Source organism: Rhodobacter maritimus, from assembly GCF_058747975.1.
In genome coordinates this window covers 1,468,089-1,487,316 of the sequence record NZ_CM179095.1, presented here as the reverse complement: position 1 = coordinate 1,487,316, position 19,228 = coordinate 1,468,089, and the positions used below count along the sequence as shown (strand labels likewise).

19 protein-coding genes are annotated in these 19,228 nt (G+C 67.2%); 8 read left to right on the top strand and 11 right to left on the bottom strand.

The genetic code is table 11. The features are described 5' to 3' along the window. Positions 1 to 2: 2 nt before the first annotated feature. From AC4PTO_RS07565 to AC4PTO_RS07525, 9 genes are read right to left on the bottom strand one after another with little or no spacing between them, the layout of a single operon-like run. Positions 3 to 1,295: an ArgE/DapE family deacylase gene (locus tag AC4PTO_RS07565; protein ID WP_492733123.1), complete on the bottom strand. Its 1,293-nt coding sequence runs from the start codon at positions 1,293 to 1,295 to the stop codon at positions 3 to 5. Between the two features lie 10 nt (positions 1,296 to 1,305). Next, entirely contained in the window at positions 1,306 to 1,989 is a 684-nt protein-coding gene (locus AC4PTO_RS07560; protein ID WP_492733122.1) for a 3-oxoacid CoA-transferase subunit B, read from the bottom strand. Beyond that, positions 1,976 to 2,668, bottom strand: coding sequence for a CoA transferase subunit A (locus AC4PTO_RS07555; RefSeq protein WP_492733121.1), 693 nt, complete (start codon positions 2,666 to 2,668; stop codon positions 1,976 to 1,978). The genes AC4PTO_RS07560 and AC4PTO_RS07555 overlap by 14 nt, the downstream gene beginning before the upstream one ends. Next, entirely contained in the window at positions 2,665 to 4,026 is a 1,362-nt protein-coding gene (locus tag AC4PTO_RS07550) for an aminotransferase family protein (RefSeq protein WP_492733120.1), read from the bottom strand. Before AC4PTO_RS07550 ends, AC4PTO_RS07555 begins: the two co-directional genes overlap by 4 nt. After that, positions 4,023 to 4,793 (bottom strand): amino acid ABC transporter ATP-binding protein, encoded by a 771-nt coding sequence (locus AC4PTO_RS07545; RefSeq protein WP_492733119.1) that lies wholly within the window; start codon positions 4,791 to 4,793, stop codon positions 4,023 to 4,025. The genes AC4PTO_RS07550 and AC4PTO_RS07545 overlap by 4 nt, the downstream gene beginning before the upstream one ends. 17 nt (positions 4,794 to 4,810) lie before the next feature. Then, complete coding sequence (locus AC4PTO_RS07540; RefSeq protein WP_492733118.1) at positions 4,811 to 5,467, bottom strand: amino acid ABC transporter permease; 657 nt, start codon at positions 5,465 to 5,467, stop codon at positions 4,811 to 4,813. Between the two features lie 27 nt (positions 5,468 to 5,494). Then, on the bottom strand, positions 5,495 to 6,142 hold the full coding sequence (locus tag AC4PTO_RS07535) for an amino acid ABC transporter permease (protein ID WP_492733117.1): 648 nt from the start codon (positions 6,140 to 6,142) through the stop codon (positions 5,495 to 5,497). 30 nt (positions 6,143 to 6,172) lie between these two features. Next, positions 6,173 to 6,964: a creatininase family protein gene (locus tag AC4PTO_RS07530; RefSeq protein ID WP_492733116.1), complete on the bottom strand. Its 792-nt coding sequence runs from the start codon at positions 6,962 to 6,964 to the stop codon at positions 6,173 to 6,175. A gap of 58 nt (positions 6,965 to 7,022) precedes the next feature. After that, positions 7,023 to 7,808, bottom strand: coding sequence for a transporter substrate-binding domain-containing protein (locus AC4PTO_RS07525; protein ID WP_492733115.1), 786 nt, complete (start codon positions 7,806 to 7,808; stop codon positions 7,023 to 7,025). Between the two features lie 147 nt (positions 7,809 to 7,955). Here AC4PTO_RS07525 and AC4PTO_RS07520 point away from each other — a divergent pair, with 147 nt between their 5' ends. Then, positions 7,956 to 8,912, top strand: a complete 957-nt coding sequence (locus tag AC4PTO_RS07520; RefSeq protein ID WP_492733114.1) for a LysR family transcriptional regulator — start codon at positions 7,956 to 7,958, stop codon at positions 8,910 to 8,912. Between the two features lie 5 nt (positions 8,913 to 8,917). Here AC4PTO_RS07520 and AC4PTO_RS07515 read toward each other — a convergent pair whose 3' ends face one another. Beyond that, positions 8,918 to 10,294, bottom strand: a complete 1,377-nt coding sequence (locus tag AC4PTO_RS07515; protein WP_492733113.1) for an SLC13 family permease — start codon at positions 10,292 to 10,294, stop codon at positions 8,918 to 8,920. 70 nt (positions 10,295 to 10,364) lie between these two features. On the opposite strand from AC4PTO_RS07515, the gene AC4PTO_RS07510 reads away from it, so the two are divergent. The 5 genes from AC4PTO_RS07510 to rnk all read left to right on the top strand — a co-directional run bounded on the left by AC4PTO_RS07510 (position 10,365) and on the right by rnk (position 15,459). Further along, positions 10,365 to 11,171, top strand: coding sequence for an AraC family transcriptional regulator (locus AC4PTO_RS07510; protein ID WP_492733112.1), 807 nt, complete (start codon positions 10,365 to 10,367; stop codon positions 11,169 to 11,171). Positions 11,172 to 11,264: 93 nt separating this feature from the next. Then, a complete protein-coding gene (locus AC4PTO_RS07505) occupies positions 11,265 to 12,725 on the top strand; it encodes an aldehyde dehydrogenase family protein (RefSeq protein ID WP_492733111.1) in 1,461 nt (486 codons plus the stop codon). 2 nt (positions 12,726 to 12,727) lie between these two features. Further along, positions 12,728 to 14,326, top strand: a complete 1,599-nt coding sequence (locus AC4PTO_RS07500) for a GMC family oxidoreductase (RefSeq protein WP_492733110.1) — start codon at positions 12,728 to 12,730, stop codon at positions 14,324 to 14,326. A gap of 201 nt (positions 14,327 to 14,527) precedes the next feature. Continuing rightward, on the top strand, positions 14,528 to 15,025 hold the full coding sequence (locus AC4PTO_RS07495; RefSeq protein ID WP_492733109.1) for a hypothetical protein: 498 nt from the start codon (positions 14,528 to 14,530) through the stop codon (positions 15,023 to 15,025). Next, entirely contained in the window at positions 15,022 to 15,459 is a 438-nt protein-coding gene (gene rnk, locus AC4PTO_RS07490) for a nucleoside diphosphate kinase regulator (protein ID WP_492733108.1), read from the top strand. The genes AC4PTO_RS07495 and rnk overlap by 4 nt, the downstream gene beginning before the upstream one ends. A gap of 240 nt (positions 15,460 to 15,699) precedes the next feature. On the opposite strand, the gene AC4PTO_RS07485 is transcribed toward rnk, so the two are convergent. Beyond that, positions 15,700 to 16,410 carry a GntR family transcriptional regulator gene (locus tag AC4PTO_RS07485; RefSeq protein WP_492733107.1) on the bottom strand — a complete coding sequence of 237 codons (711 nt, stop codon included), beginning with the start codon at positions 16,408 to 16,410 and terminating at the stop codon, positions 15,700 to 15,702. A 117-nt stretch (positions 16,411 to 16,527) separates the two neighbouring features. Between AC4PTO_RS07485 and AC4PTO_RS07480 the strand changes: the two genes are divergently transcribed. Both AC4PTO_RS07480 and AC4PTO_RS07475 read left to right on the top strand, forming a co-directional pair. Next, positions 16,528 to 17,883 (top strand): glutamine synthetase family protein, encoded by a 1,356-nt coding sequence (locus AC4PTO_RS07480; RefSeq protein WP_492733106.1) that lies wholly within the window; start codon positions 16,528 to 16,530, stop codon positions 17,881 to 17,883. After that, positions 17,883 to 19,193 carry an NAD(P)/FAD-dependent oxidoreductase gene (locus tag AC4PTO_RS07475; RefSeq protein WP_492733105.1) on the top strand — a complete coding sequence of 437 codons (1,311 nt, stop codon included), beginning with the start codon at positions 17,883 to 17,885 and terminating at the stop codon, positions 19,191 to 19,193. The genes AC4PTO_RS07480 and AC4PTO_RS07475 overlap by 1 nt, the downstream gene beginning before the upstream one ends. Positions 19,194 to 19,228 lie beyond the last annotated feature (35 nt).

The following is a 19,228-nucleotide window of genomic DNA, read 5'->3' as shown; positions in this document are numbered from 1 at the left end:
CCTTATACCGGTTCGAGGCCGCACCATCCGGCGATGAACAGCGCCGTCGCCTGGGTGATGCGGCGGATGCTTTCCAGCTCGACCCGCTCGTTGAAACCGTGGATCGCCTCGGCGCGCGGACCATAGACCAGCGCGGGCGTATCGGCATAAAGGCCGAAGAAGCGCGCATCCGTCGTGGCCGTGATCGCGCGGCGTTCCAGCGCCTGCCCCGTTACCATCGCATGGGCGGCATCCAGCGTGCCGATCGCCGCCTGCGCGGTGGACGAGCGGTCTTCGGACAGCGCATAGCCCTCGGCCAGAAAGCCGTGATAGACGATCTCGGGCAGCGCATTGCGCAGGAAATCATTGGCGCGCGCGGCATCGCTCAGCGCGGCCTCCAGCTCGGCGCGGGCCGCGGCCAGATCCTGCCCCGGATAGACCGCGATGCGCACATCGAAGACGCACCATGCCGGGACCGAGCTTGCCCAGTCCCCACCCTCGATCCGGCCGATATTGAGGTTGATCGGGTGATGCACATGGGCATAGTCACCATGCCGGCAGGCGGGCGCGTTCCAGCGTTCCTCGACCTCGTGCAGCGCGGCGATCAGCGGGATCGCGGCCTCGATCGCATTCGCGCCGCTGCCGGCATAGGCGACATGGGTCGGCAGGCCCTTGAGGTGCACCTGAAACCAGATCACCCCAAGCTGCGCGGTTACCAGCGCCTCCTCGAAGGGTTCGGGGATCAGCGCGGCATCGGCCCTGTAGCCGCGCTGAAGGCAGGCAAGCGCGCCGTTGCCGGTGCATTCCTCTTCCACCACCGACTGGAAGAACACATCCGCCGCCGGGGCCAGCCCGATATGGCGCAGCGCATCCAGCGCGAAGAGGTTCGAGGCCAGCCCCGCCTTCATGTCCCCCGCCCCGCGCCCGTAAAGCCAGCCATCGTCAAGGACCGGCGCGAAAGGCGGGTTGTCCCACATATCCAGCGGCCCGGCGGGCACCACGTCGATATGCCCGTTCAGGATCAGCGAGCGCCCCTTGCGGCTGCGCGAGCGGTGCGTGCCCACGACATTGCGCGCATCCTCATAATCCCCGATCACCGGTGAAAAGCCCGGCAGATCGCGGATCGCATCCAGCTCGATCCGCCATTCGTCCACCTCCATCCCGCGCGCGGCAAGCTCGGACGCCATGAAGGCCTGCGCGCCCTGTTCGTTGCCGCGCGTCGAGGGATACGCGGTCAGCGCCGCAAGAAACGCGATCTCGCGGTCGAACAGCGCGTCGACGGCGCCAAGGATGCGGGGGGAAAGGTCCTGCTCCATCGTCTCGGCCTCAGAAAATCGGGATGTCGGTATCGGGGATGTGCAGCGGCGCGCCGGTGGCCCCGGCAACCTGCGCCGCGCTGATGCCCTGCGCCAGTTCGCGCAGAACGAAGCCCTGCGGCGTTACGTCGACCACCGCGAGATCGGTGAAGATGCGCGCGACATGGCCGCGCGCGGTCAGCGGCAGGGTGCAGCGTTCCAGCAGCTTGGGGTTGCCCTTGCGGTCGGTATGGGTGGTCATGACCACGACGCGCCGCGCCTTCTGCGCAAGCTCGATCGCGCCGCCCGCGCCGGGCGAAAAGCGACCCGGGATCTTCCAGTTCGCCAGATCGCCGTTCCGGGCCACCTCGAAGGCGCCCAGCATCGTCAGGTCCAGCCGCCCCGAGCGCACCAGCGCAAAGCTGACCACGCTGTCGAAATAGGCCGAGCCGGGAACCGTCGAGATATAGGCCCCGCCCGCGTCGATCAGGTTGCGGTCCGCCGTCTCGTAGGGGCGCGTCGGGCCGATCCCCGTCATGCCGTTTTCGGTATGCAGGCAGACCGGCATGTCGGCGGGAAGGTGATCGACCACCCGGGTGGGCAATCCGATCCCCAGATTGACGACCATGCCCGGCGCGATCTCGCGCGCGGCGCGGGCGATCATGCGGGCGCGGGGGTCCGCCCCGCCCGGCTTTTTCGGTTCAACGTCGGACAACGCCATATTCCCTGGACAGTTCGGACAGCTCGACCACATGGTCGACAAAGACGCCGGGGGTATGGACCGCATCGGGGGCAAGGCATCCCGGCGGTCCAAGGGTTTCGGCCTCGGCGATGACGGTATCGGCGGCCATGGCCATGGCCACGTTGAAGTTCCGCGCGGTGGCAAGATAGGCCAGATTGCCGAAACTGTCCGCCGCGGCGGCATGGATCAGCGCCACATCGGCGCGCAGCGCGGTTTCCACCAGAAGGCTCTGGCCCTCCATCTCGAGGCGCGCCTTACCCTCGGCCAGGTCGGTATCCGCGCCGATATCGGTGACGATGGCGCGCAGCCCCGCCCCGCCCGCGCGGATACGTTCGGCCAGGATGCCCTGAGCGCAGAACTCCACCTCCAGCGTGCCCGCATTCATCAGCGCGACCGCGTTGGGGTTCAGCCCGATATGGGTAGAGATCAGCCGGCGCACCTGCCCGCCCGTCAGCAGATGGTCGATGCCCATCCCGGCCTCGTTCGCATCGTTCTTGATGAGCGTCAGATCCTTGCGCCCCTGGCGGCGCAATTCGTGCAAAAGCGCGAAGGGCGTGCCCGGAACGCCGAAGCCCCCCACCATGACGGTGGCGCCGTCGGGGATGCGGGCGACCGCCTCTTCCAGCGCGGTGCTCTTGTCGGGCAGCTTCATGACGCGGGGGCCTCTTCCAGCACGCCAAGCCCGCGCGCGGCGGCAAAGGCATCGAGGCTGTCGGTCAGGATCGCCATCAGCTCGTCGATCTGCGCCTCGGTGATGATGAGCGGCGGGCAGATCAGGAAATGATCGCCCTCGGCCCCGCCGCGCGTGCGGCGCGAATAGATGATCAGGCCACGCGCATAGGCCAGCTCGACCAGTTCCAGATAGGCGTTCCACTCTTTGGGTAGGGGGGCCATCGTCTCGCGGTCGGACACCAGTTCGAAGGCCAGCAAAAGCCCTTTGCCGCGCACATCGCCGATGAAGGGATAGCGCGCCATCAGCCCGTTCAGCCGCGCCTTCAGCAGATCGCCCATCCGCGCGGCATTGCCGACAAGATCCTGCGCCTCCATCTCTTCCAGAACGGCAAGCCCGGCGGCGCAGGCCAGCGGGTTGCCCGCATAGGTGAAGCCGTGCTGGAAGCCGCCCGCATCCAGGATCGCCTCGACCATGTCCGCGCGCGCCACCACCGCCCCCAGCGGCGCATAGCCCGCCCCGAAGCCCTTGGACATGGCCACGATGTCGGGCGTGACGCCCCAGTGCTCGGCGGCCAGGAAACGGCCGGTGCGGCCCGCGCCGGTCATCACCTCGTCATAGATCAGCGCGATGCCGTAGTCGCAGCAGATCTCGGCCACGCGGCCATAATAGCTGTCGGGTGCGACCAGCGCGCCGGTCGAGGCGCCGCCCACCGGCTCCATCAGGAAGGCCAGCACGGTCTCGGGGCCCTCGGCCTCGATCTTCTCGCGCAGCATCTCGGCATATTTCAGGCCGCGCTCTTCCTCGCTCAGGTTGTCGCGGTCCAGATAGGTGCGCGGCGCGGGCACCTTGGGCATGTCGCGCATCATCGGATCGAAGGGCCGCGCCAGCGGGTCATAGCCGGTCAGTGCAAGCGCGCCCAGGGTGCAGCCATGATAGGACGGAAAGCGCGAGATCACCTTCCAGCGCCCGCCCTGCCCCTGCGTGAGCGCATATTGGCGCGCAAGCTTGACGGCGGTCTCCACCGCCTCGGACCCGCCCGAGACGAAGAACACCCGGTCAAGCCCCTCGGGCATCAGCGCGGCGGTCTTCGCGGCCAGCCTTTCGGATACCTCGGTGCGGAAATGCAGCCGGTAGCCAAAGGTCGCGCGGTCCATCTGCGCCTTCATCGCGGCCAGAACGCGCGGATTGGAATGGCCGATATTGGACACCATCGCCCCGGACGACCCGTCGATATAGCGCCGCCCCTCCGTGTCGTAGAGATAGATCCCCTCGCCCCGATCAAGGAACGGCCTGGGCTGACGGGACTGGTAGAACAGATGAGACTGCCCTGTGGTCATTTCGCACCTTCAAGATGTTTGCGCAGGAAATTCCGGGTCCGCTCTTGCGTGGGGTTGCGGAAGACCACGCCGGGCGGGCCCTCTTCGACCACCACGCCGCCATCCATGAAGAGCACGCGGTCGCAGACCGAGGCCGCGAAATCCATCTCATGGGTGACGATGATCATCGTCATGTGTTCCTCGGCCAGCTTCTTCATCACCAGGTTGACCTCTTCGACCAGCTCTGGATCGAGCGCCGAGGTCGCCTCGTCGAACAGCATCAGCTTGGGCTTCATGGCAAGCGCGCGGGCGATCGCCACGCGCTGCTTCTGCCCGCCCGAGAGTTGCGAGGGGAAATAGTCGATCCGCTCCAGCATGCCGACATGGGCAAGCTGCTCCTCGGCCAGCTGGTCGGCCTCTTTCTCGGAGATGCCCTTCAGAAGCCGGGGCGCCATGGTCACGTTCTGGCGCACGGTCAGATGCGGAAACAGGTTGAAATGCTGGAACACCATGCCGATCTGCTGGCGCATCGCGTTGATGTGCTTTTCATATTGGCGATGCGGCAGGGACTTGTTCACCTGCACCCCGTCCAGCCAGACCTCGCCCCCGGTCAGCGGATCGAGATCGTTGATCGCCCGCAGAAGCGTGGACTTGCCCGAACCCGACGGCCCGATGATGGCCACGATCTGGCCCCGTTCGACGGTCAGCGAGATATCCTTCAGCACCTCCAGAGAGCCATAGGATTTCTGGGCGTGGCGGATGTCGACGAAATGGCGCTGTTCGGTCATGACGGCTCCTTTGCGGGTCAGCGGGACAGCCGGATGCGGCGTTCGATCCGGCGCATGACCGCCTCCATCCCCAGGTTGATGACGTAATAGACCGCGGCGGCGGCAAGGTAGAATTCGAACGGCCGGTAGGTGGCGCCGATCGCGCGCTGCGCCGAGAGCGTCAGCTCGGACACGCCGATCACCGACACCAGCGCCGAATCCTTCAGAAGCGCGATCATGTTGTTGCCGATGGGCGGGATCACGTCGCGCACCGCCTGCGGCACCACCACCTTGCGCAGCGCCTGCCCGCGCGACAGGCCAAGCGTGCGCGCGGCCTCCATCTGGCCGCGATCCACCGCCACGATCGCGGTCTGGATCAGTTCCGAGTTGTAGACCGCGAAATGCAGCCCCAGCCCGATCACGCCGGCGACGAAGGCCGGAAGGTCGATGCCCACCTGCACCAGCCCGAAATAGATCAGGAACAGTTGCAACAGCAGCGGCGTGCCCATGAAGAGCCATTCGAAGGCGCGAAACGGCAGGCGGACGAACCAGGGCGCGTAAAGCGCGATCACGGCAAAGAAGATCCCGCCAAAGAAGCTCAGCAATGCGGCCGCCACGGTGATGGCGATGGTCCAGAGCGCCCCCAGAAGAAGGATGTCGAAAAAGCCGGGAACAACCGAGAAATCAAGACCCATGACGCGGCCCTTTCCTTGCAAAAGCCGTCATACGATCCGCACCTTTCGGTCCAGCCAGGCAATGCCCCGGCCGGTCCCGTAGATGATGATCATGTAAAGAACCCCCGCGAGGAAGAACATCTCGAACGGCTTGTAGGTCGAGCCGATATAGCGCTGCGCGGTATAGGTCAGCTCGATCACCGAGATCGCGGCGACAAGTGCCGTGCCCTTGATCAGCGCATTGATGTTCACGCCAAGCGGGCGGATCATCAGCCGCAGCGCCTGCGGCAGCGTCACCTTGCGGAAGGCCTGGAAATGCGACAGGCCAAGCGTGCGCGCGGCCTCGCGCTGCCCCTTGTCGATGGCGATGATCGCGCCGCGGATCGTCTCGGTCATGTAGGCGCCGATATTCAGGCCAAGGCCGATCACCCCGGCCTCGAACGCATCCAGCTGGATGCCGATCTGCGGGCCGCCGAAATACAGGATGAACAGCTGGATCAGCGCCGGCGTGCCGCGAAACAGGCTGACATAGGCCGCGCCCAGAAACCGCAGCCAGCCAAGCCGCGACAGCCGCGCCGCCGCCCCCAATGCGCCGCAGATCAGCCCCAGTATCGTGGTCAGCACCGAAAGCTGGATCGTCACCCACGCCGCCTTGAGAAAGAACGGCCAGACCCGCATCATCAGTTCGATATCCATGCCCTGTCCCGTCCTGTTCGTCGTTTCGGCTCAGTGGTGGTCTTTGCGCGCAAGCCACGGCAATGCGCGGATCTCGCGCACCAGCGCGGTGGTTTCCTCGATCGCGGCGCGCAGGAAAAGGGCGCCGGTCTCGGGGTCGGCCACAGTCGGGTCGCCCATCGTGCCGTCGGGCGAGACCGCCGACCACCAGCGCATCAGCATCGCCTTGCCGCCGCCCCGCGCCAGATCGAGGTTGAAAAAGCGGCTGTCGGGATCGTGCAGGTTCTGCGCGGCGGATTTCTCCAGATGCACTTGTTCGGGATGCAGGTGCATATACATCGCCGCCTCGAACTCGCCCGCATGGGCGATGCCGCCGGTCGCGGATTTGCGGTGTTCGTTGATCCGGTCGGCGCAGAGGTTCCAGTAAGAGGCCGAGACGCAGATGATCCCCGTCTCGATCACCGTCTTGCGCGCCGAAAGGTCCAAAACCGGATGGTTCGAGCCGTGCGAGTTCAGCAAAAGGATGCGCCGGAACCCGTGATGCGCAAGCGACCGGGTGACATCGGTGACGAAGGCGATCAGCGTTTCGGGCTGGATCCAGATGACGCCCGGAAAATCCTTGTGGTGCTCGTTGAACCCATAGGCGATGGGCGGCATCACCAGAACCTCGTCCGGGGCGGCGGCGGCCACGCCTTCGGCGACCGCCATGCCCAACACCGTGTCGGTGTCCAGCGGCATGTGGGGGCCGTGATCCTCGGTCGCCGACACGTTCAGGATCACCACGCGATCCTTGTCGATGTCGCGCACCTCTTCCCAGGTGAGCTTGCCATAAGCGGTGGTCATCTGCGTCTCCGATGAACGGGGCCCCGCCGGATCGGGTCCGGCGGGGTCAGGGAAAGGGTCAGCGAATGTCGCCGCCCACCCATTCATTGGCGATCTCAAGATAGGTGCCGTCTTCCATCATGGCATCGAGCGCCTCTTGCATGGCGGCCTTCAACTCGGGATTGCCCTTGCGGATGGCGATGCCGGCGCCGATCGCCTCGGTCTCCAGATCGTCGAGCGAGACGAAGTCGTAGCCGTTCTCCTTCATGGCAAGGATCGCGGCGATCGAGTCGTTCACGATGGCGTCGACACGGCCGTTCTGAAGCTCCAGCAGCAGTTCGGGCAGACCCTTGTAGGTGCGCACGTCATAGCCGCGCTCGCGCGCCCATTCCTCATGCGTCTCCCCCAGGGTCACGCCGATCTTCTTGCCTTCCAGTTCCGGCACGGCCCCGATGCCGCTGTCAGATTTCACGAAGATCGCGCGCTTGGTGTTGTAATAGGGGCCGACGAAATCGACCACCTCGGCGCGTTCGGGCGTGATCGACATCGAACCCACGACCGCGTCGTATTTGTTGGCCAGAAGCCCGCCGATGATGCCGTCCCACGCAGTCGTCACGATCTCGGCCTCAAGGCCCATGCGCTTGGCGATCTCTATCCCGATCGAGGGGTCGAAGCCCACCACCTCGTTGGCGTCGTTGACGAAGTTGAAGGGCGGATAGGCGCCGGACATGGCGATCCGCATGGCGCCCTTTTCCTTCAGCGTCTCAAGCTCGTCGGCAAGGGCGGGCGCGGCCGCCGTGATCCCGGCAAGGGAAAAGGCGCCCACGGCAAGGGCGGCCTTCAGAAAGCTTCTGCGCTTGGTCATTCTTTGTCTCCACTGTTGGTCTTTGACGGATTTTCGGGCCTTGCCCGTTTCGCGGGACCGCTGTTCGGAGCCCCTTGGAAAAAAGGCTTGCACAGGCAAAGCCATTGCGCAAATAAATATCAGGAATTGTGATCATAGATAAAATCAATGGTTAAGCCCTACGAACAGCGCTTCCCCTGGCAGCTTGACTGGAACCTGCTGCGCACCTTCATGGTGGTGGTCGAACAGCGCGGCATCTCGCGCGCGGCCGATTTCCTGGGGTTGAAACAGCCAACCATCTCATCCGCGCTCAAGCGGCTGGAACAGACGACGGGCCAGGTGCTGATCATCCGAAAACCCAATGAATTCAAGGTAACACGCGCCGGGCAGGTGCTGTATTCCGAATGCTCCTCGATCTTCGGGGCGGTGTCACAGCTGCCTTCGCTTTTGCAGACCAATAAAGAGGATCTGCGCGGCCATATCTTCGTGGCGGTCGCCTCGCATGTGATCTCGGCGCATTTCGACGACATGCTGCACGATTTCTCGCAGCGCCATCCAAAGGTGACTTTCTCTTTCTCGGTCGCGGAAAGCGAGGAAGTCATGGGCCGGGTCAGCCAGAACCGCGCAAGTGTAGGCATCTGCCTGATGCATGACATCCCGGCGGGGCTGAAGGCCTCGGTGCTTTACCGGGAATATTTCGCGCTGTTCTGCGGCCCGCGCCATCGGCTGTTCGACCGGCCCGAGATTGCCCTGTCGGACCTTGCAGGCGAGGCCTCGGTCGCTTTCCAGACCGAGGCGAATGACGGCCCCCTGGAGCCCGTGGCGCGGCTGCGCGCGCGCGCGAAGATCGCCAGCGGCTGGCGCGGTGTGTCATCGAACCTGCACGAGTTGCGGCGTATGATCGTGGCCGGTATCGGCATCGGGGCACTGCCGGTTCATGTTGCCGAACGCGACGTGGCGCTTGGCCGGCTGCGCCAGTTGCCGCCCTATGACAACCTGCCTTTGGTGAACATCTACCTGCTCAGCAATCCCGAGCGGCGCATGTCCGAGGCCGAGACCGCCTTCCTTGCCGCCTGCGAGGGCATGATCGCCTCGGTCGATCTGGAGGCGCGCACCTACCGCTGAGCGCCCTACAGCCAGCCCAGAAGCCGCCACCAGAGCCAGTCGACCGGGATCAGCACGAAGATCGTGATCGCCGCCAGCGGCAAGGTTACCCGCAGCACATGGCCCAGGCGTTCCTCGGCCAGTTGCATCGCCAGGACCAGCGGGCCGACCTGATAGGGGAAGACCACGGTCGAGAAGCCCACCACCTGCGTCATCAGCACGGCCTGAAGGCTCATTCCCGTGGTCTCGGCCAGCGAGGGCGCCATCGGCGTCAGAACCGTGGGCACGCCGGGCGTGGTGGCCACCAGCCCGGTCAGCCCCGACATCGTGCTGAGCGAGAAGAAATTCACGAAGCTGCGCCCTTGGGCCAGCGGCAGCATGTCCTGCAAGGCGGCCCCCACGACCGCCCCCAGCCCCGAGACATTGACCAGCGCCCCAAGCCCGAGCGCGGCCGCCACGAACAGCACCATGCCGAAATCGACCGAAGCGTTGAAGCTGCGCGGCGTGACCGCCCCGATCCGCGGCAAAAGCAGCAGCACCGCCGTGCCGATCCCGATCCAGGCGGGGCCCACGCCGTGCAGGCTGTCGGTCATCCACAGCGCCAGCGTGCCCGCAAGGATCAGCGCGACCCGGCCCTGAAGGCGCGTGTCATGCACGGGTTTCGCCTCGGCGGCCTCTGTCGCGTCCCGGGTCACCCGGTCGGGAAACAGGATCACGACAAGCGCGATGGCGATGGCCGATTTCAGCACCCCCAGCACCGGATAATGCAGCGCCAGATAGGCGGTGTAGCCGAAACGCTCGGCGTGCAAGGTCTCGGCCGCGCCGGCAAGGATCATGTTGGGAATGTTCGAGGGCAGGATGGCGAAACTGGGCATGTTGCAGGCAAGCGCAAGCGCCACCGCCAGCCCGATCCGCCCGTTGGAGCCCTGCGCAAAGCCCAACTGCCGGGCAAGCGCCATGCCCACCGGCACCAGCACCACCGCGCGTCCCACCGACGAGGGCATCACGAAGCCAAGCGCCATCGCCGCGACCGTCATCGCCGCCACAAGGCGCACATAGCTTTGGCCCACCAGCGGCGCAATGCCCCCCGCCAGCCGCGCGCCCAAGCCCGCCTCGCGGATCGCGGCGCCGATCACGAAACCCGAAACGATCAGCCAGATCGCCTCGGAGCCGAAGCCCGAAAAGACCAGATCGGGCGGCGCCAGCCCCGGAATCAGCACGGCGGCGAAAAAGATCAGCGCCGTGACGAAAGGCGGCAGAAGCCCCGTGCTCCACAGCACAAGCGTCAGCAGGACCACCGCCGCGCTTGCCCCCATCGGCTGCGGCAAAGGGCCAAGCACCAGAAAAAGCCCCGCAACAACGCTTGCGTAGAAAAAGATCATGCGGATCGGCAGGGATTTCATCGTCGGACCGGCTTGATTGATGGATCGCGCGACCCTAATTCGACCAAAGCCCCTGCGCAAATGAGCCATCATGACAAAAGATGTCGCAAACCCGCCAAACCCGCTGCAATTCGAGCCAAGCGCCACCGCCTTTCTACGCGACCCCGCGCGCCCGGTCCTCAGCCATGGGCGCGATCTGGCGGCCGGCGCCGTGGTGGCCGAACACAGCCACCCGCGGGGCCAGCTGCTCTGGGCGGGGGGCGGGCTCTTGCGGATCTCGTCGCGGGGCAATGTGTGGCTGGTGCCCGCGGGGTTCGGCGTGTGGATCCCCGGCGGCACGCCCCATGCCGTGCGGGTCGAGACCGCGGCCCATACCCGCAACCTTTACGTCGACCCCTCGGTGCCGGTGCGCGATGCCGCGGCGGGATGCGAGGTGATCCCGGTGTCTGCCCTCCTGCGCGAGGTGATCCTGTCCATGTCGCAAGAGGAGGACCCCGGCCGCATCGCCCGGCTTGGCGCCGTCGCGCTTGACGAGATCGCGGCGGCCCGGCCCGCCCCCCTTTGCCTGCCCGCGGGGCGCGATCCGCGCCTGTGCCGCGTCACCAGCCAGCTTGGCCGCAACCCCGCCGATCCGCGCCCCCTGCCCGCGTTGGCCGCCGAAGCCGGGGCCAGCGTGCGCACGCTGGAGCGGCTGTTTCGCGCCGAGACGGGGCTGGGGTTCCGGCAATGGCGCACCCGCGCGCGGCTTCTGGGCGCAATCGAACGGCTGGAGCGCGGCGAAAGCAGCACCTCGATCGCGCTGTCGCTTGGTTATCGCGGCGCAAGCGCCTTCGTTGCCGCCTTCCGCCAGAACTTCGGCAGCCCCCCGCAAAGCTATCTGCGGGGTAATGCAGGCTGACGCGCGGCCGCGACGTTGCGGAAGGCGGGGCTTATTTGATTGACGGCGCGGGATGGCTGTCCCTCAATTCCCCGAACCCAAGGATGAATGCTCATGTCGATGGCCCCCCCCGTGAAACCCGACAGCGGCGCCACGCCGCTTGCCGCGCCGACGGACTTCCCGGCCGCCGGGATCGCCCCGATCTTCGCCGCCCAGAAGGCGGGGGCCGAGGCGCGCCGGCGCGATTTCGGCCATGCGGCGCGGCGCGCGGCGCTGATCGGGCTGCGCGAGGGGCTGGCGCGGCACGAGGGCGCCCTCGTCGCCGCCCTTGCCGCCGATTTCGGCAAGCCCGAGATCGAGGTGGTCCTGACCGAACTGCTGCCCGTCCAGCAGGAAATCCGGCACACGCTGCGCCATCTGCGCCGCTGGATGCGCCCGCGCCGGGTGCTGCCCGATCTGGCCACCTTCGGCACCCAGGCCCGGCTGCGGCCCGAACCGCGGGGCACCTGCCTGATCGTGTCACCTTGGAACTACCCGGTCTCGCTCAGCTTCGGGCCGCTTGTCTCCTGCCTGGCGGCGGGCAACAGCGCGATCCTCAAGCCCTCCGAGATGACCCCGGCGACCTCGGCCGTGATCGCCCGGATCGTGGCGGACAGCTTTCCGCCCGAGCTTGTGGCCGTCGTCACCGGCGGCAAGGAGACGGCGCAGGCGCTGCTGGATCTGCCCTTCGATCACATCTTCTTCACCGGCAGCCCCGAGGTCGGGTGCATCGTCATGGCGGCGGCGGCGCGGCATCTTGGCTCGGTCACGCTGGAACTGGGCGGCAAGTCCCCCACGATCATCGGCCCCGGCGCGGATCTTGCGCAGGCGGCCGACTGGGTGACCTTCGGCAAGTTCATCAATGCCGGACAGACCTGCATCGCGCCCGACCACCTTTTCGTGCATGAAAGCGTGCGCGCGCGCTTTACCGGCCTCTTGCGCGACCGGATCGCGCGGGCCTATGGCGCAGAGGGCACCGCGCCGACGGGCATGGCGCGCATCGTGACGCCCGGCCATGCCGAACGGCTGCGCGGCCTTCTGGATGACGCCACCGCGAAAGGCGCGCGGCTGATCAGCGGCGGGCCGGGCCAGGGCACCGCCCTGCCCCCGACGCTGATCGAGGCCATCACCCCGCAGATGGAGATCGACCGGCAAGAGATCTTCGGCCCGATCCTGCCGATCCTGCCCTATACCGAACTGTCCGAAGTGATCGCGCGCATCAACGCCCACTCCAAGCCCCTTGCGCTTTATGTCTTCGAGCGCGACCGCGCCTTTGCCGAACGCATCCTTTCGGAAACAAGCTCCGGCAGCGTCGGGATCAACCTGACCGCGCTGCAATTCTCGCATTCCCGGCTGCCCTTCGGCGGGGTCAACAACTCGGGGATCGGGGCGGCGCACGGGATCTACGGCTTTCGCGCCTTCAGCCACGAAAAGGCGATCCTGCGCAACCGCTTCTCGGCGCTGCCGCTGCTGTTCGCACCCTATGGCGCGCGGGCGCGGCGGCTGGTGGGGCTGGCGCGGAGGGTCCTTGGCTAGCCATGTTCGACCATATCATCATCGGTGCGGGATCGGCCGGGGCGGTCATGGCCAACCGGCTTTCGGAAGATCCCGGCACGCGGGTCTGCCTGCTGGAGGCCGGCCCGCCCGACACCAACCCGCTGATCGACATGCCGCTCGGGCTGGCGCTTCTGGCGCGCAACCGGCGGCTCAACTGGGCCTTTGAAACGGAGGTCGAACCGGGCCTGAACGGCCGCCGCCTTTACTGGCCGCGCGGGCGCACGCTTGGCGGTTCCAGCGCGATCAACGCGATGATCTACATGCGCGGCCACCCCGCCGATTACGAGGCCTGGGCCGCCGCCGCGGGCCCCGACTGGGGATGGGCGCGGATGCGCGGCATCTTCATCGGGATGGAGGGCAACACCGCGCTTGATAACGCCCATCACGGCACCGCAGGGCCGCTTTGCGTCAGCGACCTGCGCTGCCCCAACCCGCTCAGCCGTGCCTTCGCGGCGGCGGGCGCGGGGGTGGGGCTGGCCGAAAACCGCGATTTCAACGGCGCCGAGCAGGAGGGCCTCGGGCTTTACCAGGTCACCCAGGCGCGGGGGCGGCGCTTCAGCGCGGCGCGCGCCTTCATCGACCCGGCGCGCGGGCGGCGCAACCTTGTCATCGAAACCGGCGCCCATGTCGCGCGGATCGTCCTTGAGGGCCGCCGCGCCGCCGCCGTCGCGCTGCGTGACGGGCGCGAGATCCGCCTGCGCCCCGGCGGCACGGTGATCCTGAGCGCGGGGGCCGTGGGATCGCCGCATCTTCTCATGCGGTCGGGCATCGGACCGGCGGACGAGCTGCGCCGCCACGGCATTCCGGTGCTGCACGAGCTGCCGCAGGTGGGCCAGAACCTGGCCGATCACCTCGACATCGCGGTCATGGCGCGGGCACGCGGGCGCACGGCGATCGGGGTCGCGCCGGGCTTCGTGCCGCGCGCGCTGCGCGGGCTTTGGCATTACACACGCCACGGCACCGGAGAACTCACCTCGAACGTGGCCGAGGCGGGCGGGTTCGCGCGCTCTGCCCCCGGCCTTGGGCGCCCCGACCTGCAATTCCACTTCCTGCCCTGCTATCTGCGCGATCACGGCCGCCGCATCGCACCCGGCTATGGCATGACGCTGCATGTCTGCGCGCTGCTGCCCAAAAGCCGGGGTGAGATCGGCCTGACCGGCCCCGCGCCCGACGCACCACCGCGCATCGCCGCGAACTACCTTTCGCATCCCGACGACGTGCAGGTGATGCTGCACGGCCTGAAACTGGCGCGCAACGTTCTGGCCAGCCCGCCCCTTGCCGCCCATGTCCGGGCCGAGCTTCTGCCCGGCCCCGCCCTGCAAGGCGATGCCGATCTGATCGCCGACATCCGCGCGCGGGCCGAGACGATCTATCACCCCGTCGGCACCTGCCGCATGGGGCGCGATCCGGCCTCGGTCGTCGACCCGCAGGCCCGGCTGCGCGGGATCGACGGGCTGCGCATCGTCGACGCCTCGATCATGCCCACGATCATCGCGGGCAATACCAACGCCCCCACGATGGCCATCGCCGAGAACGTGGCGCGCATGATGCTGGCCGAGCCACAGGCCACGGCCTTTTGAGCGGGGCGTGATTGACTTCGGGGGGGCGCGTGCCTAGGTCTGGGGCATGAAGGTTCATGCAGATCAATCCCGGTTCCTGCTGCTGACCCGCCCGCACCCCCGGGCGGCATAGGCGCGCGCGCCTGAACCTCCTCCCGGGGCCTCCTCACATCCTGATCCGAACGCAAGGCGACAGTCCGATCGCCCGAGGAGTTTTTCGTCATGTCCAGTCTTCCGCCATCGCATCCCCACCGCCCGCAAGGCGGCACCCCGATCCCGCAGATCCCAAGGCTCGGCGCGGCCGACCGCGCGCTGATCCGCACGCTGCTGCGCCATTGCGACGGCGCGCCCCCGGCGCGGCAGGTCGCCGGCATCCTGCGCGACAAGCTGCGCATCGCCGAGCACGCGGAAGAGCATGAGCTGGACAGCACCGCCCGCGTGAACGGCTGGGTCAGCTACATGATCGCGGGCGGCGGCGCCCGGCGGGGCGTGCTGCGCCATGGCGGCGGGCTTTCGGACAGCCGCACGATCCCCCTCGCCTCGCTTCTGGGCGCCACGCTGATCGGGATGCACCCGCGGCAGCGCGCCAGCCTGCCCCGCCCCGATGGCAGCACCGTCACGCTGGCGCTGCTGAAGGCCGCGCCGCACCCCGAGGGCGTGGCACCCCTTGACCAAGGCCCCGCCCCAACCCGATTTCACATTCGAAGGAAACTGTCATGAACCAACCCACCGTGAAAAAGCGCGGCACCGCCCGCCGCCCCGCCGTCATCATCTCGGACGCCACGCTGGCCCATCTCGAAGCCCTGGTCGACGGCACGATGCACCGCAACCCCGCCCTTGCCGAGCGTCTGCTGGAAGAGATCGGCCGCGCGCGGATCGTGCCCGCCCACAAGCTGCCCGCGAATGTGGTGAGCATCGGCAGCCGCGTGCGCTACCGCAACGAAGCGACCGGGCAGGAACAGACCGTCACGCTTGTCTTCCCCGAGGATGCCGACATCACCCGCGGGCGGATTTCGGTCATGACGCCGATCGGCACCGCGCTTCTCGGCCTGGCCGAGGGCGCAAGCTTCCAGTGGGATACCCGCGACCATCAGCGCAAGACGCTGAGCGTGCTGCGTGTGGAGCCCGCCGCAGATGACGGCCCCGAACGATGAGGCGCGCGGCCCCGTCCTTCTGCCCCGCATGCCACGCCCGGCTGCCCGGTGCCGCCGCCGGAACCTGCCCGCGCTGCGGCACCGAAACCGGGCGCATCCATGCGACCTGCCCCCGCTGCCGGGGCGCCATTCCGCGCGCCCATGCCGGACGCTGCCCGACATGCCGGGCGGAACTGGCCGGAGCGGGGGCAGAGGCCGTCGCCCCCCCGCCGCCGACCTTGCCCGGCCGTCAGAATGGTATCACAAAATGACGGCTGCAGCCCCGCCCGTCGCGCGCCGTTGCAGGAACTGCCGCCCCGAGCGGTAGATGCCGTCGCGGATGTCGGCCTCGATGGCGATGGCAAGGGCAACGGGATCGCGGGCGCGCAGCGCCCGGATGATCTCCTTGTGGCGGTCGACAAGATAGAATTCCAGGCCATTCTCGATCACCTGACGCTGGAACGGGCCGAGTTGCAGCCAGATGCTCTCGATCATCGGCATCGCGGCCTGATGCGGGTTCGCGCCATAGATGCGGCGGTGGAAATCGTGGTTCAGGACGGTCAGCCGCGCCTGATCCCCCTGCGCAAGGGCCCCGTCCATCTGCCTGTCGATCGCCGCGACCTCTGCGATGATGACATCTGAAATATAGGGCAAGGCGCGCTCCGCGGCATGGCTTTCCAGCGCGATGCGCAGGCTCAGCACCTCTTCGAACCGCGCGGGCGTCATCGCGGGCACCCGCATCCGGCGGTTGCCCAGAACCTCGATCGCAAACTCGGTGCTCAGCCGCCGGACGGCCTCGCGGACCGGCGTCGGGCTGCATGCAAGCGCCGCGGCCAGGCCTCGGATGGTCAGCACGGTTTCGGGCGCAAGCGCGCCCGTCATGATCGCGGCGCGCAGCCGCCGATAGACGTTTTCCTGTTCGGTCGCGCCGGGGGGCAGCGGCACCTGCGGGAGGGCGGGAATGTCGGTCATCGGCGGCCCATCCTTGCTGCGGCTGGCGCGGCCCGCCTGACAGAGATCAGTTGACTTGCGCCTATTCATGATCATATTTGCCTAATTGGTATCACAAAATCAAGACCCGAGGGTGCAATGCAGGAACATGATCCCCTTGAATGGCTGCGCCAGCAGGACGACATCGAGAATGTCTTTGCCTGCATCTGCGACCTCAACGGCACGCTGCGCGGCAAGCGCGTGGACGTGGAACAGGCCGACAAGATCCTTGACGGCAGCATCCGCATGCCGCTGTCGCTGGCCGGGCTTGATATCTGGGGCGAGGATATCGAGGTCAGCGCGCTGGTCTTCGAGACCGGCGACGCGGACGGCATCTGCCGCCATACCGGGCGCGGCATCGTGCCGATCAACTGGACCTCGCGCCCCACGGCACTGATCCCGCTGTGGCTTTTTGGCGATGACGGCACGCCCTTCCTTGGCGATCCGCGCCACGCGCTGGACAATATCGTGCAGAAATACGCCGCGCGCGGCCTGACCCCGGTGGTGGCGACCGAGCTGGAATTCTACCTCGTGGACCCGAGCGAGCCGATCCCGCAGCCGCCCCTCTCGCCCGTCACCGGGCGGCGGCTGGACACCGATGGCGCGCTGTCGCTGGACGAGCTTGAGCATTTCGACGAGTTCCTCAACGATGTCTATGCCGCCTGCCACGCGCAGGGCATTCCCGCCGACAGCGCGATTTCCGAGAACGGCGCGGGCCAGTTCGAGATCAACATGCGCCATGTGGGCGATGCGCTGCGCGCGGCCGATGACGCGGTGCTGTTCAAGCGCCTCGTGCGCGGCATCGCGCGCCAGCACGGCTTTGCCGCCACCTTTATGGCCAAGCCCTATGGCCACCGCTCGGGCAGCGGCTTTCATGTGCATTTTTCGCTTGAGGACGCCGCCGGCAACAACGTCTTCGACGATGGCGGAGAGGCCGGAACGCCGCTGATGCTGCATGCCGTCGCGGGCCTTCTGAACACGATGCAGGAGAACGCGCTGGTCTTCGCGCCGCACGAAAACTCGTTCCGCAGGCTCTTGCCGGGGATGCACGCGCCCTCCAGCGTGGCCTGGGGCTATGAGAACCGCACCGTCGCGGTGCGCATTCCGGGCGGCCATCACAAGGCCCGGCGGATCGAGCATCGCGTGGCGGGCGCGGATGCCAACCCCTACCTCGTGCTGGCCAGTATCCTTGGCGGTGCGCTTCTGGGGATCGAGCAGGAATGGGAACCGGCCGAGCCGCTGGCCGGTGACGCCTATACGCAGGCCAAGGAACTGCCGCACCTGCCGCTGGACTGGGCCTCGGCGATCGAGGCGTTCCGCTCGGGCAAGCATGTCCGTTCGATCTATTCGCCGCGCCTGCAACGCATGCTGGTGGATTGCAAGCGCCAGGAACAATTCCGCTTTACCCGGCAGGTCACCGAATTCGAATATCACAGCTATCTGGAGACGGTCTGATGAACGCAGCCAGCACATCCTATGCCGGAGACGGCCGGCACACCGCCAGCTATTACGCCGCAAGCGCCAATCCCGCGCCCGAACGCCCGCCGCTTGCGGGCCATGTGACGGCCGATATCTGCGTGGTCGGCGCGGGCTATAGCGGGCTGTCGACCGCGCTGCATCTGGCGGAAAAGGGCCACAAGGTCGTCATCCTTGAGGGCGCGCGCGTCGGCTGGGGCGCCTCGGGGCGCAATGGCGGGCAGATCGTCAACGGGCTGAACGCCAGCCTCCAGACCATCGCGCGGCGCTACGGTCAGGACACGGCCAGCTTCGTCGCGGGCATGGTGCAGGAAGGCGGGCAGATCATCCGCGAACGCATCGCCACCTATGACATCCGCTGCGACCTGAAAGAGACCAACGTCTTCGTCGGCCTGACCGGCGCGCATATGCGCGAGCTGGAGGCGCGGCGCGCGCTCTGGGCCAGCTACGGCATCACCAACCAGGAGCTTCTGGACCGTGACCAGCTGCGCAAGCACGTCAATTCCGACCTCTATGCCGGGGGGCTGATCGACTATACCGGCGGGCATATCCACCCGCTGAACCTTGCCCTGGGCGAGGCAGCGGCCTTCGAAACCCTTGGTGGCGTGATCCACGAGATGTCGCCCGTGACCTCGGTCGATACCGCGGCGGCGCAGCCGGTGGTGCGCACCGCGGCGGGGCAGATCACCTGCAAGACGCTGGTGCTGTGCGGCAATGCCTATCTTGGCAATGTCGTGCCCGATCTTGCGCCGCGGGTGATGCCCGTCTCCACGCAGGTCATGGCGACCGAGCCCCTGGGCGAAGAGCTGGCCCATACGCTGATCCCCAATGACGGCTGCATCGAGGACGTGCGCTATATCCTTGATTACTACAGGCTTTCCGCCGACAAGCGGCTGCTGTTCGGCGGTGGCACCGTCTATGGCGGCGCCGATCCGCGCGATATCGAGGCCAAGCTGCGGCGCAACATGGACAAGGTGTTCCCGCAGCTGAAATCCGTCCGCGTGGACTATGCCTGGAGCGGGAACTTCGCGCTTTCCTTCAGCCGCGTGCCGCAGATGGGCCGAATCGGGGCGAATACCTATTTCGCCCACGGCTATAGCGGCCACGGGGTGACGGGCTCGCACACATTCGGGCGCATCCTGTCCGAGGCGATCGACGGCGATCTTGCGCGTTTCGATGTCTTCGCCGCCCTGCCCTGGTATCCCTTCCCCGGCGGGCGGGCGCTGCGCGTGCCCTATTCGGTGATCGGATCGTGGTGGTATGCGCTGCGCGACAAGCTGGGCCTCTGAGGTCACGGCAGGGGCGATGACCTTGCGATCATCGC

What these genes read in the sequence shown, in the direction of transcription:
- AC4PTO_RS07565 (WP_492733123.1), bottom strand. Translation starts at nt 1,295, where the DNA reads ATGGAGCAGGACCTTTCCCCCCGCATCCTTGGCGCCGTCGACGCGCTG.
- AC4PTO_RS07555 (WP_492733121.1), bottom strand. Translation starts at nt 2,668, where the DNA reads ATGAAGCTGCCCGACAAGAGCACCGCGCTGGAAGAGGCGGTCGCCCGC.
- AC4PTO_RS07550 (WP_492733120.1), bottom strand. Translation starts at nt 4,026, where the DNA reads ATGACCACAGGGCAGTCTCATCTGTTCTACCAGTCCCGTCAGCCCAGG.
- AC4PTO_RS07545 (WP_492733119.1), bottom strand. Translation starts at nt 4,793, where the DNA reads ATGACCGAACAGCGCCATTTCGTCGACATCCGCCACGCCCAGAAATCC.
- AC4PTO_RS07540 (WP_492733118.1), bottom strand. Translation starts at nt 5,467, where the DNA reads ATGGGTCTTGATTTCTCGGTTGTTCCCGGCTTTTTCGACATCCTTCTT.
- AC4PTO_RS07535 (WP_492733117.1), bottom strand. Translation starts at nt 6,142, where the DNA reads ATGGATATCGAACTGATGATGCGGGTCTGGCCGTTCTTTCTCAAGGCG.
- AC4PTO_RS07530 (WP_492733116.1), bottom strand. Translation starts at nt 6,964, where the DNA reads ATGACCACCGCTTATGGCAAGCTCACCTGGGAAGAGGTGCGCGACATC.
- AC4PTO_RS07525 (WP_492733115.1), bottom strand. Translation starts at nt 7,808, where the DNA reads ATGACCAAGCGCAGAAGCTTTCTGAAGGCCGCCCTTGCCGTGGGCGCC.
- AC4PTO_RS07520 (WP_492733114.1), top strand. Translation starts at nt 7,956, where the DNA reads ATGGTTAAGCCCTACGAACAGCGCTTCCCCTGGCAGCTTGACTGGAAC.
- AC4PTO_RS07515 (WP_492733113.1), bottom strand. Translation starts at nt 10,294, where the DNA reads ATGAAATCCCTGCCGATCCGCATGATCTTTTTCTACGCAAGCGTTGTT.
- AC4PTO_RS07510 (WP_492733112.1), top strand. Translation starts at nt 10,365, where the DNA reads ATGACAAAAGATGTCGCAAACCCGCCAAACCCGCTGCAATTCGAGCCA.
- AC4PTO_RS07505 (WP_492733111.1), top strand. Translation starts at nt 11,265, where the DNA reads ATGTCGATGGCCCCCCCCGTGAAACCCGACAGCGGCGCCACGCCGCTT.
- AC4PTO_RS07500 (WP_492733110.1), top strand. Translation starts at nt 12,728, where the DNA reads ATGTTCGACCATATCATCATCGGTGCGGGATCGGCCGGGGCGGTCATG.
- AC4PTO_RS07495 (WP_492733109.1), top strand. Translation starts at nt 14,528, where the DNA reads ATGTCCAGTCTTCCGCCATCGCATCCCCACCGCCCGCAAGGCGGCACC.
- rnk (WP_492733108.1), top strand. Translation starts at nt 15,022, where the DNA reads ATGAACCAACCCACCGTGAAAAAGCGCGGCACCGCCCGCCGCCCCGCC.
- AC4PTO_RS07485 (WP_492733107.1), bottom strand. Translation starts at nt 16,410, where the DNA reads ATGACCGACATTCCCGCCCTCCCGCAGGTGCCGCTGCCCCCCGGCGCG.
- AC4PTO_RS07480 (WP_492733106.1), top strand. Translation starts at nt 16,528, where the DNA reads ATGCAGGAACATGATCCCCTTGAATGGCTGCGCCAGCAGGACGACATC.
- AC4PTO_RS07475 (WP_492733105.1), top strand. Translation starts at nt 17,883, where the DNA reads ATGAACGCAGCCAGCACATCCTATGCCGGAGACGGCCGGCACACCGCC.